Genomic DNA, 13,516 nt, shown 5'->3' on the forward strand with positions numbered 1-13,516 from the left:
ATGCAGTCCGTTGCCGCAGCCATCCGCGAGGTGCTGCTCGAATCCGATCCCCGTGCCAAAGTCATGGTCACACGCAAGGTGGCGCGCGACTGGCGACAGGGACGGCTCGCTTATGCCTTCGATGTCGAAATGCCCGAGAAACCGGGCCGCCCGGCAGAGCCCGAACTGCTGCCGCCTAATCGCATGCCCAAGCGCGGCAAGGGCGGTTCGGAGCGCGGCCGATTGGCGCTCTGGCATGCGCTGGCGCACATCGAATTCGTCGCCATCGACCTCGCGCTCGACATGGCGGGGCGATTCGGTGGGCAAATGAACCCGGGATTCGTCAGCGATTTCCTCTCGGTCGCTGCCGACGAAGCGCTGCACTTCGCGTTGCTGGATCGGCACTTGCGCACGCAGGGGAGCCATTACGGCGCCCTCCCTGCGCACAGCGGGCTGTGGGATGCCGCGCATGAGACTCGACATGATGTCGCTGCGCGCCTGGCGGTTGTGCCGATGGTGCTGGAAGCGCGCGGTCTGGACGTGACGCCGGCTACTTTGGAGCGAGTGCGTAGCCTTGGCGACGAGCGGGGCGCGCGCATTCTCGAAAGAATCCTTGACGATGAAATTCGCCATGTCCGTTTCGGCTCAACACATTTCGCCGCATGCGCCGAAGCGATGAACGGTGAACCGGCGGAACTTTGGAAAACCCTGGTTTCCCGCCATTTTCGTGGGGCTGTTAAGCCACCGTTCAACGACTCAGCGCGCCTCGCTGCCGGTTTATCGCGGGATTTCTACCTTGGGGTTGTCTGTTAGGAACTGATCGGCATAACTCCACTTCGCGAGACGGCGGGGGGTTCCGACCATCTCAAAACTTAGGGTTCGCGGCACGCCGAAGGCGTGCCCGTCGATAACGACAACGTCGTGTCCTTGCGGATTGCGGCGGATAACAAGGTATTGCGAGTGGTCGTAACCAAACTCATTGCCAAGTTCCGCACGGTGACGGCTACTGTCGCCATCGCGGGTCTTTCGATGGCAGCTCACCCCGCCCTGGCCAACAGCGCCGCAGCCGCCGCCGACATCTCGGCCCCGCTGCGCGCCGCTCAGGCCGCCAATCAATCCGCCAGCGGCGGTGAGGACGAACAGTTCCGCACCCTCTTCAGCTCCTGGCAGAATTACGAGGAAACCGGCCTCGCCGCGGCCAAGGCCAAGCCGGCGATCCCCGGTACCGCCCGCCTTTCCGGCGTCAACATCCCCTCGCGCACCCCGCTTGAAGGCCTTCGCCTGACCAGCAGCTTCGGTATGCGCGAACACCCGATTCTCGGCGGTCGCCGCGCACACAAGGGCATCGACCTTGCCGCGCCCGTCGGCACCCCGATCTACGCAACCGCTGACGGTGTCGTCGGCAAGGCATCCTGGTTCGGTGGCTACGGCCTGTTCGTCGAACTGGAGCACGGCGGCGATCTCGAAACCCGCTATGGCCACATGTCGCGTCTCAACGTTGCCGAGGGCCAGATGGTCCACAAGGGCGACGTGATCGGCTACGTCGGCACCACCGGCAACTCGACCGGTCCGCACCTCCACTATGAAGTGCGCATCGACGGTGAGGCCGTGAACCCGCTCCCCTACCTGCAGGGCGATCAGGTCGCGGTGGCTGACAAGAACTGACACGAGTTTCAAACCGGTCAGGAACCGCGGCAAAGACGGTCCGGCCACGATGGTTTGGAGAGGAGGGAAGAGGCGGCTTTAGAGCCGCCTTTTCTTTTGCCGGCTCGCTCCATGAGGATTGGGGTTCGACTTGAAGCGGACGGGCGTTAGTTTGCGCCTATGACCTCGCCGTATCATCCTCCGGTCAAACGCTCGGTCGAGATCGCCGGGCACAAGACCTCGATCAGCCTCGAACCGGTGTTCTGGGACATGCTCAAGGCCGCCGCCGTGGACGCGGGCGTGCCGGTCAACGCGCTTGTCGCGCGGATCGATGCGGAACGGCTGGAGGCGGACGTGCCGCCCGGTCTCGCCGGGGCCATCCGGGTCTGGCTGGCGACCACTCGAAAGGCTTGATCGCTATCTTTTTCCCGGCTTGCCAGCCCTGCGCCGCGCGCTAGGCTATCGGCACTTCAGCCCCGGTTCAGCGCGAAAGGTTCCAACAGCGCCTATGTCGTTCGCGCGTATCGCCGCATTGGTCCTGACATTCCTGGCGCTGTTCGGCTGGTCCGCCTCGCCGGCTGTGGCGCAGTCGATCCTGCGCGACGCCGAGACAGAGGCGCTGCTCAAGGACATGGCGCGGCCGCTGATCGTGGCTGCCGGGCTCGATCCCACGCATGTCGACATCGTTCTGGTGAACGACTCCTCGGTCAATGCCTTCGTCGTTGGCGGGCAGGCGGTCTACGTGAACTCCGGCCTCATCAACGAGGCTGATACCGCCGCGCAAGTGCAGGGCGTGATCGCGCACGAGCTTGGCCACGTCACGGGCGGCCACGCCGTTCTGAATCAGGGCGAGAAGTCTGCCACCAGCATTTCGCTGCTCTCGCTGCTGCTCGGCGCGGCGGCGGCGGCGGCCGGCGGCGGCGAGGCGGCGATGGGTGTGATCATGGCGGGCCAGCAGGCGGCCATGGGCAATTTCCTCGCTTATACCCGTGCGCAGGAAGCTACGGCCGACGCGGCGGGCGCGAAGTTTCTCTCGGAGGCCGGGATCAGCGGGCGCGGTTCGCTGGAATTCTTCCAGAAGCTTCAGAACCTTGAATTCCGCTACGGCTATCGCCCGCAGGACGGGGACGAGTTCTACTCCACCCACCCGTTGACCGGCGACCGTATCCAGACCCTTCAGGACACTTACGAAAAGGACCCGGCTTGGTCGAAGCCGGACGATCCCCAGATCCAGGCCCGTTTCGTGCGCATGAAGGCCAAGCTGTTCGGCTATCTGGCCGAGCCGCGCGATGTTTTCCGCGTCTACCCGCAAACCGACAATTCGGTGCCCGCGCACTATGCCCGCGCCTATGCGTGGCACCGTCAGTCGGAGATGGACCGCGCCACCGCCGAGACCGACGCACTGCTGATGGTGGATCCCAATGATCCCTATTTCCTGGAACTCAAGGGCCAGATCCTGCTCGAATCGGGCCAGCCGAACGATGCGCTCGTACCCTTGCGCAAGGCGACCGAACTGACCGCCTACCAGCCGTTGATTGCTACACTGTTCGGCCACGCGCTGATCGCGACCGAAGACCCGCAGCATTTCAAGGAAGCCGAGACAGTGCTCAGGAACGCCGCCGCGCGGGACCGGGAGAATCCCTTTACCTGGTACCAGCTCGGAACGATCTACGCGGCCAATGGCGACATACCGCGCGCAAGGCTCGCCAGCGCCGAGCAGCAATCACTGTCCAACCAGATGGATGCCGCGCTGATGAATGCGCAGGCTGCCGAAGCGGGCCTGCCGAGTGGCTCGCCTGACTGGCTGCGGGCACAGGACATCGAAATGGAAGCGCGCGCGGCGCTGGAACGCAACAAGAAGCGCCGCTAGAGCGAAGCTTCGAGACGAATACGGGAACGACGAAAACCATGGGACTTGGCACGAAGATCGCAGCGACGGCCGTGGGCCTCGCCCTTGTTGGCACCGGCGTCTGGTTTGGCGGGCCGGTGCTCGCTGGCCGCGTGATTCACAACTATCTCGTCACCAACCCCGAAGTGCTCAACGAGGCGATGGACGCGCTTCAGGCCAAGCAGGCCAAGGCGCAACTCGCGGGCGTGCGGCAGAGTGTGGAGACGCCCTTCCCCGGCGCCGTGCTCGGCAATCCCAATGGCGCCATCACGCTTGTCGAATTCACCGACTATGCCTGCGGCTATTGCCGCCGCAGCTTGCCCGATGTGGCGCAGCTTATTGCCAAGCACCCGGACTTGCGCATCGTCGTGCGCGAACTGCCGATCATCAGTCCGCACAGCCCCGAAGCCGCGCGCATGGCGCTCGCTGCCGCCGAACAGGGCAAATTCGCGCCGTTCCGCGAAGCCATGTTCGCGTCCGGGCAAGTCGATCCGCAAGCCATCGATGTGGCGGCGAAAGCGGCCGGGCTCGACATGGAACGTGCCCACAAGGTTGCCGCCAGCCCGGTCGTCGAACAGGAACTCCAGCGCAATATGGACGTCGCTGGAAGGCTTGGCTTCAGCGGCACGCCCAGCTGGGTCGCGGGTGACCGCCTGATCTCGGGCGCGGTCGGCTTCGATCAGCTATCGCAGGCAGTTGCGGACGCACGTGGGGGATAGCGGGAGGGAGCACGGCTCCCTGTCCCTTCCCCTCATGAGCGCTTTTGCCGGGCCGATGTCTTTGTTCCGGAGTAGAAAATCGGCCGCACCTCCACTACCGTTACCCGCTGGACCTCAGATCGGGGCCCCGGGTTTCCGCTTCGCGCGGTTTTCGTCTAGATAGCCATCATGCGCGTTCTGCCGATCCAGCCGATCCCCTTCTTCGCCGACAAGGACAAGGCCTTCTGGCGCCTCCAGTTTGCGGGCTGGGGCGGCGCGATGCTACTGCGCACGATGTCGGCGATCGCCAACGACCAGCCGTTGTCGAACCTTGTGCTGGTGCTGATCGCGACGATCACCGGGTTCTCGATCTCGCTGGTGCTTTCGGTTGTCTACCGCGTGCTGATCACCAAGCGGCCGCTGGTGACCTGGGGCATGACCGCGCTGATCCTGCCGATCGCGGTGGCGCTCCATGCCTTCATCGACGCCTGGGTGATCTCGCTCTACCGGGCCGACAGCGACACCAGCTTCACCCAGCTGTTCATCGGCGTGTTCTACTATGACGCGACGCTGCTGGGCGCATGGTCGGCGCTCTATTACGCGATCAACTTCTACCTTCAGGTGGAAGAGCAGAACGACCAGCTGATCCGGCTGGAGAACCAGGCAACGCAGGCGCAGCTGGCCATGCTGCGCTATCAGCTCAATCCGCACTTTCTGTTCAACACGCTGAACTCGATCTCGACTCTGGTGCTGCTCAAGCAGACCGAGCCGGCCAATGCCATGCTCAGCCGCCTCTCCTCGTTCCTGCGCTACACGCTGATCAACAAGCCCTCGGCACGGGTCACGGTGGCGACCGAGGTGGAGACGCTCAAGCTCTATCTCGACATCGAGCGGATGCGTTTCGAGGAACGGCTGCGCACCACATTCACTATCGATCCGGCGACGGAGACCTGCCTGCTGCCCTCGCTCCTGCTTCAGCCGCTGGTGGAAAATGCCATCAAATATGCGGTCAGCCAGCAGGAGGCCGGGGCCGATATTGCCATCGCCACGCAACTCGTCGGGCCGATGCTTCGCATCACCGTCTCGGACACCGGACCGGGCTTGCAAAGTCCGACTACCGACAACAGGTTGTCGGGCATGACCTACGATGGAGGGGAGCCGGTATCCACCGGTGTCGGCCTTTCGAACATCCGCGACCGCCTCAGCCAGGCCTACGGCGAGCAGCACCGTTTCGAAACGGTGGAGCCCGTTGAAGGCGGCTTTGCCGTGCTGATCGAGCTGCCCGCGGACCATCAGCCCACTCCCGAGGACATGGAAGAACTTCAGCGGCAACCCGTTCCCGTCGGACGATGAAACAAATTTGGCCCCCGCGCGTTTGCCGGGCCGGAGTACGTGACACATGACCATTCGCACTATCCTCGTCGATGACGAGAAACTGGCGATCCAGGGCCTCCAGCTTCGACTGGAAAAATATCCTGACGTCGAAATCATCGATACTTGTTCCAACGGGCGCGAGGCGATCCGGAAGATCAAGACAGAGAAGCCCGATCTGGTCTTCCTCGACATCCAGATGCCCGGGTTCGACGGGTTCTCGGTGGTCAAGGGCGTGATGGAAATCGAACCGCCGCTGTTCGTGTTCGTCACCGCCTATCAGGAGCACGCTGTGCGTGCGTTCGAGGCCAATGCCGTCAATTACCTGATGAAGCCGGTGGACGAGGCCAAGCTGGACGATACGCTGGCCCGCGTGCGCCAGCGCATTTCCGAAAAGCGTTCGGCGGACGAGGCGGAAAAGCTCAAGACGGTGCTGGCCGAAGTCGCGCCCGACGCAGTGGACGCGATGCCGGAAGAGAGCGATCCCAACGCGGATCGCTACGAAAAGCTCATCAACATCAAGGATCGCGGTCAGATCTTCCGGATCGACGTCGATTCGATCGAACATATCGAGGCCGCCGGCGACTATATGTGCATCCGCACCGCCGACAACTCGCTGATCCTGCGCGAGACGATGAAGGATCTTGAGCGCCGGCTCGATCCGCGCGTGTTCCAGCGCGTGCACCGCTCGACCATCGTCAACCTCAATCAGGTTCGCCAGGTCAAGCCGCATACCAACGGCGAATGCTTCCTCGTGCTCGATTCGGGCGCCCAGGTGAAGGTGAGTCGCTCTTACCGCGACGTGATCGCGCGCTTCGTGCACTGATGCGGGTTCCGCTCAGGCCAACAGCCTGGGCCTGAGCGGATCACACTATTCCCGGACAATCAGAGCGCGCTCAGTCCCTCGGCACTACCGAAAACCGCGCGGCGCGTTCCGCCAGCCGGTCGACCGCTGCCGCATGAATCGCGCTCGACGTGCAGAGCACCCCGAAAGCGCGCGGATCGTGCTTGTTGTAATTGAGCGGCTTGCCGAAAGCGTCGGTCACTTCCGCGCCGGCTTCGCGCGCGATCAAACCCGCAGCGGCGATGTCCCATTCGTAGCCCCAGCGCAGCGTGGCCAGAATGTCGGCGTCATTGGCGGCAACCATGGCCATGCGCAGCGCGATCGAGTTGGGCTGGTCCACCAGCACCAGATCGGCATCCTCGGCAGCGAGCTTCTTGGCCGGAACGCGCGCGCCCGGCAGCGCCTCTCGGTGGCTGGCCTGAAGGCGCCGGCCATTGCGCCATGATCCCTTGCCTGCCTCGGCATGCCAGAATTCGCCGCCCTCTTCCCGCTTGCGGGCGGGCGCGAAGAGATAGCCCAGCAGCGGACGGCGGGTATTGACGAGCGCGACCGAAATCGCCCAGCCGGGCCGCCCGGCGATAAAATCGCGCGTCCCGTCGATGGGATCGACCAGCCAGACCAATTCGTGGGCCTTGCGATGGTGCGAGTCGGCAGTTTCCTCGGAGAGCCAGCCGGCCGAAGGCAGCAGCGCGGAAAGTTCGCGGCGGAGGAAAGCGTCGACTTCGAGGTCCAGCGTGCAGACCGGGCTGCCGGGAACTTTTTCCCAATGTTCAAGGGCATGGCCGTCTCCCGGCCATCCGGCCAAGGCAATCCGTCCTGCCTCGCGGACGATAGCTTCGAGTCTGTCGCGGTCGATCATGCGCGGGCCTTGGGGCGTTGTCTGGTCGGAAACGGCGGGCGACCCGCACGCCGGTGCGCGTCTTGTGCACGCCATTGCGCGAGGGAACGGGACTTTTCAAGCGCGCAGGGATGTGCTTATGCGGCCGGGATCAAGTTCGGGGCCTCCCTCCGCGCTTTTGGACCACATCCTTTCCTCGGACACTCCAGCAGAAAGCGATTTCAGCGATGAACATTCACGAATACCAGGCGAAGGAACTGCTTGCGAAGTACGGCGTCGGCATTCCCGCCGGCATCCCCGCCCTCACTGTCGAGGAAGCGGTTGCCGCCGCAAAGCAGCTCCCCGGACCGCTCTATGTCGTGAAGGCCCAGATCCACGCCGGCGGGCGCGGCAAGGGCAAGTTCAAGGAACTCGCTGCCGACGCCAAGGGCGGCGTGCGTCTCGCCAAGTCGGTTGAGGAAGTAGAAGCTTTCGCCAAGGAAATGCTCGGCAACACGCTCGTCACCGTGCAGACCGGTGAAGCTGGCAAGCAGGTGAACCGCCTCTACGTGACCGACGGCGTCGACATTGCCGCCGAATACTACCTTTCGATGGTCGTGGACCGCGCTTCCAGCCGCGTCGCCATGATCGTGTCGACCGAAGGTGGCATGGACATCGAGGATGTTGCCCACAACACCCCCGAGAAGATCACCACCGTAACCATCGACACCGCTGCCGGCTTCCAGCCGCACCACGGCCGTGCCGTTGCTTTCGCTCTGAACCTTTCGGGCGACCTCAACAAGCAGGCGCAGAAGATCTCGAAGCAGCTCTATGAGGCCTTCGTGGCGCTCGACTGCGACATGCTCGAAATCAACCCGCTCGTCGAAACCAAGGACGGCCAGCTGCTCGTCCTCGACACCAAGATGAGCTTCGACTCGAACGCGCTGTACCGTCACCCCGACGTGCAGGCCCTGCGCGACGAGACCGAAGAAGATCCGGCGGAAGTCGAAGCTTCGAAGTACGACCTGGCCTACATCAAGCTCGATGGCGACATCGGCTGCATGGTCAACGGTGCCGGTCTCGCCATGGCGACGATGGACATCATCAAGCTCAACGGCAAGTTCCCGGCCAACTTCCTCGACGTAGGCGGCGGCGCCAACAAGGAGAAGGTGACCGCGGCGTTCAAGATCATCCTCTCGGACCCGGCCGTTAAGGGCATCCTCGTCAACATCTTCGGCGGCATCATGAAGTGCGACGTCATCGCCGAGGGCATCGTTGCCGCGGCGAAGGAAGTGAACCTCTCAGTTCCGCTCGTCGTCCGCCTCGAAGGCACCAACGTCCAGCAGGGCAAGGACATCCTGGCCAATTCGGGCCTGCCGATCGTCCCCGCCAACGACCTGGGCGACGCCGCCAAGAAGATCGTGGCCGAAGTCGAGAACGCGGCCTGATCACGCTGAGGCGATAGCCCCGGATCGAACAAGGAATACGGCGAGGGTCACAAGCCCTCGCCGTTTCCGTTTCTGCCCCGGCGGTTTTCGTCTGGCCGTTTCACTGTTCTGTCCTCATTTCTGCCCGAAGTTTCTGCCGTGGCGATGCGCAATCCCGCAGAATTGCGTTATGGAGCGATCGATCCCGATCGCGCCCCCACTCGGCGCGGGAGCCGCTTGACGTATACGTTAAGTGGCGGCAATGGGGAACTTGAACGAATTTAATCGCGCGGCTAAACCGTCGCCGCAGTCTAAGAGAGAGGACCCGATCGCATGAAGATCCTCGTCCCCGTTAAGCGGGTGATCGATTACAACGTGAAGCCGCGCGTAAAGGCGGACGGCACGGGCGTTGACCTGGCCAACGTCAAGATGAGCATGAATCCGTTCGACGAGATCGCGGTCGAAGAAGCTATCCGCATCAAGGAAGCGGGCAAGGCTGAAGAGATCGTGGCCGTCTCGGTCGGCCCGGCCAAGGCGCAGGATACGCTGCGCACTGCACTCGCCATGGGTGCAGATCGTGCGATCCTCATCGAGACCGATGCAGAGGTTGAGCCGCTGGCCGTCGCCAAGATCCTCAAGGCGATCGTTGCCGAAGAGAATCCGGGCCTCGTGATCCTCGGCAAGCAGGCGATCGACGACGATTCGAACCAGACCGGCCAGATGCTCGCAGCCCTCACCGGCTGCCCGCAGGGCACGTTTGCCAGCAAGGTCGAGATCGACGGTGATCACGTTGCCGTGACCCGCGAAGTCGATGGCGGTCTGGAGACCGTGAAGCTTTCGCTGCCCGCGATCGTCACCACCGACCTGCGCCTCAACGAGCCGCGCTACGCTTCGCTGCCGAACATCATGAAGGCGAAGAAGAAGCAGCTCGATGTGAAGACCGCCGCCGATTACGGCGTCGACATCGCTCCGCGCCTCAAGACCCTCAAGGTCTCAGAGCCGCCCGTGCGTGTCGCAGGCGTCAAGGTTGCCGACGTCGATGCGCTGGTAGCCAAGCTCAAGGAACTGGGAGTCGCCTAATGAAGACGCTCGTTTGGGTCGAACACGACAACGCGTCGGTCAAGGACGCAACGCTCCACACCGTCACTGCTGCCGCCAAGCTGGGTGAAGTTCACCTGCTGGTCGCAGGCGCTGGCTGCCGTGCCGCTGCCGAGGCTGCCGCGAAGATCGCCGGCGTCGCCAAGGTCCACGTGGCCGACAACGGCGCCTACGAACATGCGCTGGCCGAAAACGTCGCGCCGCTGATCGTGGAACTGATGGGCCACCATGACGCATTCCTGGCACCCGCCACCACCACCGGCAAGAACGTCGCCCCGCGCGTTGCCGCGCTGCTCGACGTGATGCAGCTGTCGGACATCCTCTCGGTCGAGGGCGAGAAGACCTTCACCCGCCCGATCTACGCCGGCAACGCCATCGCCACCGTCGAATCGAGTGATGCCAAGCTGGTAATCACCGTACGCGGCACGGCCTTTGAAAAGGCTGCTGCCGAGGGCGGTTCGGCTGCCATCGAAGACGTCGCAGGTGCCGGTGACGCCGGCCTTTCGAGCTTCGTGGGTGCCGAACTCGCGAAGTCGGAACGTCCGGAACTGACCAGTGCCAAGGTGATCGTCTCGGGCGGCCGCGCGCTGAAGGACTCGGAGACGTTCGAACAGTACATCATGCCGCTCGCCGACAAGCTCGGCGCTGCCGTCGGCGCCTCGCGCGCTGCGGTGGACGCGGGCTATGTGCCGAACGACTATCAAGTCGGCCAGACCGGCAAGATCGTGGCTCCCGAAGTCTACATCGCCGTCGGCATCTCGGGCGCGATCCAGCACCTTGCGGGCATGAAGGACTCCAAGACCATCATCGCCATCAACAAGGACGAGGACGCCCCGATCTTCCAGGTCGCCGACGTCGGCCTCGTGGCGGATCTGTTCAGCGCCGTGCCGGAACTGACCGGCAAGCTCTGAACGGCGTTAAAGAATTGAAATGACGGAACCCCGGTCGGAAACGGCCGGGGTTTTCGTTTATGATCATATCGATGGGACTTGCTCCGGCACTTGTTTAATGCGCGGTTCCAGGTCACTCATCCAAGCGACTGGGGACCGGGGGGCCAAGGCATGGCAATGCGCAAAAAAATGCGGATAGTGGTGGAAATTGCGACTGCAATGGCAATGAATGCATCGCCAGCGAGTGCCGCTGAACCACAGATTTTCACACCTACAAGCGGGTGGGCGATTGATTACGCCGCGAAAAGCTGTGTCCTTGCGCGAACTTTCAGCAGGGGCACCGAGATCATCGGCTTCCGCTTCGAAGTGGTCTCTCCTGACACTTTGGGGACGCTGACGTTGATAGGAAATCCATTTGGCAGCATTTCCTACGGCAGCAACTTCCAATTTCGGGTTGGGAGCGACCAGCCGAGTCCCGCCCAAAACGGATGGCTGCTCATCCATGTCCCCTCTGGCGGCGGCAAAGCCATCCCGGGCGTGTTGATCCGCTACGCCAAGCTAGGCGACCAGGATCGCCTCTCCAATGGCGCGAACACGCAAACATCCACATCAGTGACGTTCCAATGGGACCAGCAAACGCTGGAAGCCGAAGTCGGCCGGATGGACACGGTTTTAGAAGCCCTGACCAAATGCACCGACGATCTGGTCCGGAAATGGGGCTATGATCCTGCGGTACAACACGCGCTGAGCCAGAAACCCAGAATTAACGGGAATCCAAGGGACTGGATCCGCTACCCGGAGACGGCAAGGAACGTCAGCAATCAGACAAAGCTGAAAGTGCGCGTGGATATCGACGAAACGGGTGAACCGATCAAGTGCGAGCCTCTCGATGCCGATGAAGTTCCCGATCTTGCGACTAGTACCTGCACGCAATTGTTGAAGTACGCGCATTTTCACCCCGCCCTTGATAAGGACGGCAGTCCGGTTCGCTCTTATTTCGTCGTATCAAGCGTGCTGCCGTGGCCGAGTCATTGACGATAAAACAAGAGGGGGTTCCCTTAGGTCGTCGTATTTGAGCTTATCCGCTCGAACAGATTGACGGCGGCGCCGCGCCCATCTTCAGGCTCGTGCCGGCCGTAGCGCATGAAGCCCAGTCTTGCCGCAACGCGTTCCGACGCGATGTTGCCTTCCTCGATCATGCAGGCAATGCGTTTCGGGCCATGGGTCTCATCGAACCACGCGATCACCGTGTGCATCACTTCCTGCGCCAGGCCCTCCCCCCAGCAGTCCTTGCGCACGATCCAGCCGGCCTCGGGCGTATCGTCCATGCCCTTGCCGAAGCCGCGCCAGCTATGGAACACGCCGCAGTTGGCCAGCAGATCTGCCTCGCCCGGGCGGCGCACGTAGAGACTGCCGTAACCATAGAGTGCCCAGCTTCCGGCATTCCGGCCGAGGCGGTTGAACTGCTCCATCGGATCGGGGCTGGCGGGGCCGAGGAATCGGCGCATGTCCTCGTCCGCGATCAGGCGGCAGAGGCCGTCCAGATCGCCGGCCGCAGGCTTCCACAGCTCGAAGCGTTTGGTCTTGAGGAACGGACGATTTTCTTCCCCGGCACTCACAGCAGTTGGTCCACCACGTGGATGCAGAGACCGAACAGGCCGCCGACCAGCGTACCGTTGATGCGAATGAACTGGAGATCGCGCCCCACCGCGCCTTCGATGCGATCGGTGACAGTTCGGGCATCCCAGCGTTTCACGGTTTCCGATACCAGCCGCACGATCTCACTCCCATAGCGGGACGCGACCCCGACCAGCGTACGGCGCGCGAACCGGTTGACCATGTATTGCAACTTGCGATCGTCGCCAAGTGCCTGACCAAGCTGGGAAAGACTCTCCCCCAGCGCGCCCGAGAGTGCCTTGTCGGGGTTGCGAATGGCCTTCAGCAGACCGGCGCGGGCGCGTTCCCACATGCCGTCGATCCACGCGGCCATGGCCGGATTCTCCAGCAAGTCGGTCTTGATCCGCTCGACCCGTGCCTGCATTTCGGGATTGTGCCGCAGGTCCTGCGCGAGCTTGGCCAGAGCCTCGTCGACTTTGGCGCGTAGTGGATGGTCGGGCTGGACGATCACTTCGGCGAGCAGGCGGTAGGCGCCGTCCAGCACGCCGTTGGCCAGCCGCTCATCAAGGCCGGTCCAGCGCATGATGGAGTTGGCGCGCTGGTGAATCATCTCGCGGATCATCGGCTCGTTGGCTTCGATGGCCTCGCCGATCTTGCGCAGCAGGCTTTCCATCACCGGCAGATGGCGCCCTTCGGCAATCGCGCTTTCCAGCATCTGGCCGAGCAGTGGAGCGGCGTCGATCTTCTCGATCTGGCGGCGGAGGCCGGCCTTGACCATGCCGCCCATCTCTTCGGGATCGAGCGATTCCAGCACATCGCCGATCAGTTGCGCGGCGCCGGCGCGGATGCGGGACTGCTCGTCGCGGCGGGGATCGCTGAGGAAGGAGCCGAGGCTGGCGGCAATGTTGAAGCCGTTGAGGCGGCGCGCGACGACTTGCGGCGTGAGGAAGTTGTCGCGCAGGAAATTCGCCATCGTATCGGCAATGCGGTCCTTGTTCACCGGAATGATCGCGGTGTGAGGGATTGGCAGGCCGAGCGGATGTCGGAACAGCGCGGTCACCGCGAACCAGTCGGCCAGGCCGCCGACCATTGCCGCTTCGGTGAAGGATATCGCGTAGCTGAGCGGGACGCCCCAATCGGGATGGAGCGCGGAGAGACGCTTCAACACGATGAAGGCTGCCGCCATGAACAGCAGCAGCCCCGTCGCGAACATCCGCATACGCCTTGCCCTGTCGGGCCTTAG

14 protein-coding genes are annotated in these 13,516 nt (G+C 63.2%); 11 read left to right on the forward strand and 3 right to left on the reverse strand.

The genetic code is table 11. The features are described from left to right. From AC1VVK_RS09965 to AC1VVK_RS09995, 7 genes are all read left to right on the forward strand, one after another. A complete protein-coding gene (locus AC1VVK_RS09965; RefSeq protein ID WP_482902851.1) occupies window positions 1-792 on the forward strand; it encodes a ferritin-like domain-containing protein in 792 nt (263 codons plus the stop codon). Window positions 793-939: 147 nt separating this feature from the next. Then, entirely contained in the window at window positions 940-1,644 is a 705-nt protein-coding gene (locus AC1VVK_RS09970) for a M23 family metallopeptidase (RefSeq protein ID WP_243652558.1), read from the forward strand. A gap of 159 nt (window positions 1,645-1,803) precedes the next feature. Continuing rightward, complete coding sequence (locus AC1VVK_RS09975; RefSeq protein ID WP_132387700.1) at window positions 1,804-2,037, forward strand: ribbon-helix-helix domain-containing protein; 234 nt, start codon at window positions 1,804-1,806, stop codon at window positions 2,035-2,037. 94 nt (window positions 2,038-2,131) lie between these two features. After that, the gene (locus AC1VVK_RS09980; RefSeq protein ID WP_482902852.1) at window positions 2,132-3,493 is read left to right on the forward strand and encodes a M48 family metalloprotease; all 1,362 of its coding nucleotides are present in this window, start codon (window positions 2,132-2,134) and stop codon (window positions 3,491-3,493) included. A 38-nt stretch (window positions 3,494-3,531) separates the two neighbouring features. Continuing rightward, window positions 3,532-4,230: a DsbA family protein gene (locus AC1VVK_RS09985; RefSeq protein WP_482902853.1), complete on the forward strand. Its 699-nt coding sequence runs from the start codon at window positions 3,532-3,534 to the stop codon at window positions 4,228-4,230. 168 nt (window positions 4,231-4,398) lie between these two features. Beyond that, entirely contained in the window at window positions 4,399-5,562 is a 1,164-nt protein-coding gene (locus AC1VVK_RS09990; RefSeq protein ID WP_132387706.1) for a sensor histidine kinase, read from the forward strand. Window positions 5,563-5,608: 46 nt separating this feature from the next. Further along, on the forward strand, window positions 5,609-6,406 hold the full coding sequence (locus AC1VVK_RS09995; protein WP_132387708.1) for a LytR/AlgR family response regulator transcription factor: 798 nt from the start codon (window positions 5,609-5,611) through the stop codon (window positions 6,404-6,406). Window positions 6,407-6,476: 70 nt separating this feature from the next. Here AC1VVK_RS09995 and AC1VVK_RS10000 read toward each other — a convergent pair whose 3' ends face one another. Next, on the reverse strand, window positions 6,477-7,283 hold the full coding sequence (locus tag AC1VVK_RS10000) for a 3'(2'),5'-bisphosphate nucleotidase CysQ (RefSeq protein ID WP_132387710.1): 807 nt from the start codon (window positions 7,281-7,283) through the stop codon (window positions 6,477-6,479). Window positions 7,284-7,489: 206 nt separating this feature from the next. Between AC1VVK_RS10000 and sucC the strand changes: the two genes are divergently transcribed. From sucC to AC1VVK_RS10020, 4 genes are all read left to right on the forward strand, one after another. Then, window positions 7,490-8,689 carry an ADP-forming succinate--CoA ligase subunit beta gene (gene sucC / locus AC1VVK_RS10005; protein ID WP_132387712.1) on the forward strand — a complete coding sequence of 400 codons (1,200 nt, stop codon included), beginning with the start codon at window positions 7,490-7,492 and terminating at the stop codon, window positions 8,687-8,689. A gap of 312 nt (window positions 8,690-9,001) precedes the next feature. Further along, window positions 9,002-9,748: an electron transfer flavoprotein subunit beta/FixA family protein gene (locus tag AC1VVK_RS10010; protein ID WP_482902854.1), complete on the forward strand. Its 747-nt coding sequence runs from the start codon at window positions 9,002-9,004 to the stop codon at window positions 9,746-9,748. Further along, on the forward strand, window positions 9,748-10,677 hold the full coding sequence (locus AC1VVK_RS10015; RefSeq protein ID WP_482902855.1) for an electron transfer flavoprotein subunit alpha/FixB family protein: 930 nt from the start codon (window positions 9,748-9,750) through the stop codon (window positions 10,675-10,677). Before AC1VVK_RS10010 ends, AC1VVK_RS10015 begins: the two co-directional genes overlap by 1 nt. A 150-nt stretch (window positions 10,678-10,827) precedes the next feature. Continuing rightward, window positions 10,828-11,691 (forward strand): energy transducer TonB, encoded by an 864-nt coding sequence (locus AC1VVK_RS10020; RefSeq protein ID WP_482902856.1) that lies wholly within the window; start codon window positions 10,828-10,830, stop codon window positions 11,689-11,691. Window positions 11,692-11,714: 23 nt separating this feature from the next. On the opposite strand, the gene AC1VVK_RS10025 is transcribed toward AC1VVK_RS10020, so the two are convergent. Both AC1VVK_RS10025 and AC1VVK_RS10030 read right to left on the reverse strand, forming a co-directional pair. Then, window positions 11,715-12,275: a GNAT family N-acetyltransferase gene (locus AC1VVK_RS10025; protein WP_482902857.1), complete on the reverse strand. Its 561-nt coding sequence runs from the start codon at window positions 12,273-12,275 to the stop codon at window positions 11,715-11,717. Then, window positions 12,272-13,492: a DUF445 domain-containing protein gene (locus AC1VVK_RS10030; protein ID WP_482902858.1), complete on the reverse strand. Its 1,221-nt coding sequence runs from the start codon at window positions 13,490-13,492 to the stop codon at window positions 12,272-12,274. The genes AC1VVK_RS10025 and AC1VVK_RS10030 overlap by 4 nt, the downstream gene beginning before the upstream one ends. Window positions 13,493-13,516: the final 24 nt, after the last annotated feature.

This window comes from Novosphingobium sp. BL-S-32 (assembly GCF_056857055.1).

Bases quoted from the DNA above. Each gene is read 5' to 3' on its own strand.
- AC1VVK_RS09965 (WP_482902851.1), top strand. From the start codon at position 1: ATGCAGTCCGTTGCCGCAGCCATCCGCGAGGTGCTGCTCGAATCCGAT.
- AC1VVK_RS09975 (WP_132387700.1), top strand. From the start codon at position 1,804: ATGACCTCGCCGTATCATCCTCCGGTCAAACGCTCGGTCGAGATCGCC.
- AC1VVK_RS09980 (WP_482902852.1), top strand. From the start codon at position 2,132: ATGTCGTTCGCGCGTATCGCCGCATTGGTCCTGACATTCCTGGCGCTG.
- AC1VVK_RS09985 (WP_482902853.1), top strand. From the start codon at position 3,532: ATGGGACTTGGCACGAAGATCGCAGCGACGGCCGTGGGCCTCGCCCTT.
- AC1VVK_RS09990 (WP_132387706.1), top strand. From the start codon at position 4,399: ATGCGCGTTCTGCCGATCCAGCCGATCCCCTTCTTCGCCGACAAGGAC.
- AC1VVK_RS09995 (WP_132387708.1), top strand. From the start codon at position 5,609: ATGACCATTCGCACTATCCTCGTCGATGACGAGAAACTGGCGATCCAG.
- AC1VVK_RS10000 (WP_132387710.1), bottom strand. From the start codon at position 7,283: ATGATCGACCGCGACAGACTCGAAGCTATCGTCCGCGAGGCAGGACGG.
- sucC (WP_132387712.1), top strand. From the start codon at position 7,490: ATGAACATTCACGAATACCAGGCGAAGGAACTGCTTGCGAAGTACGGC.
- AC1VVK_RS10010 (WP_482902854.1), top strand. From the start codon at position 9,002: ATGAAGATCCTCGTCCCCGTTAAGCGGGTGATCGATTACAACGTGAAG.
- AC1VVK_RS10015 (WP_482902855.1), top strand. From the start codon at position 9,748: ATGAAGACGCTCGTTTGGGTCGAACACGACAACGCGTCGGTCAAGGAC.
- AC1VVK_RS10020 (WP_482902856.1), top strand. From the start codon at position 10,828: ATGGCAATGCGCAAAAAAATGCGGATAGTGGTGGAAATTGCGACTGCA.
- AC1VVK_RS10030 (WP_482902858.1), bottom strand. From the start codon at position 13,492: ATGCGGATGTTCGCGACGGGGCTGCTGCTGTTCATGGCGGCAGCCTTC.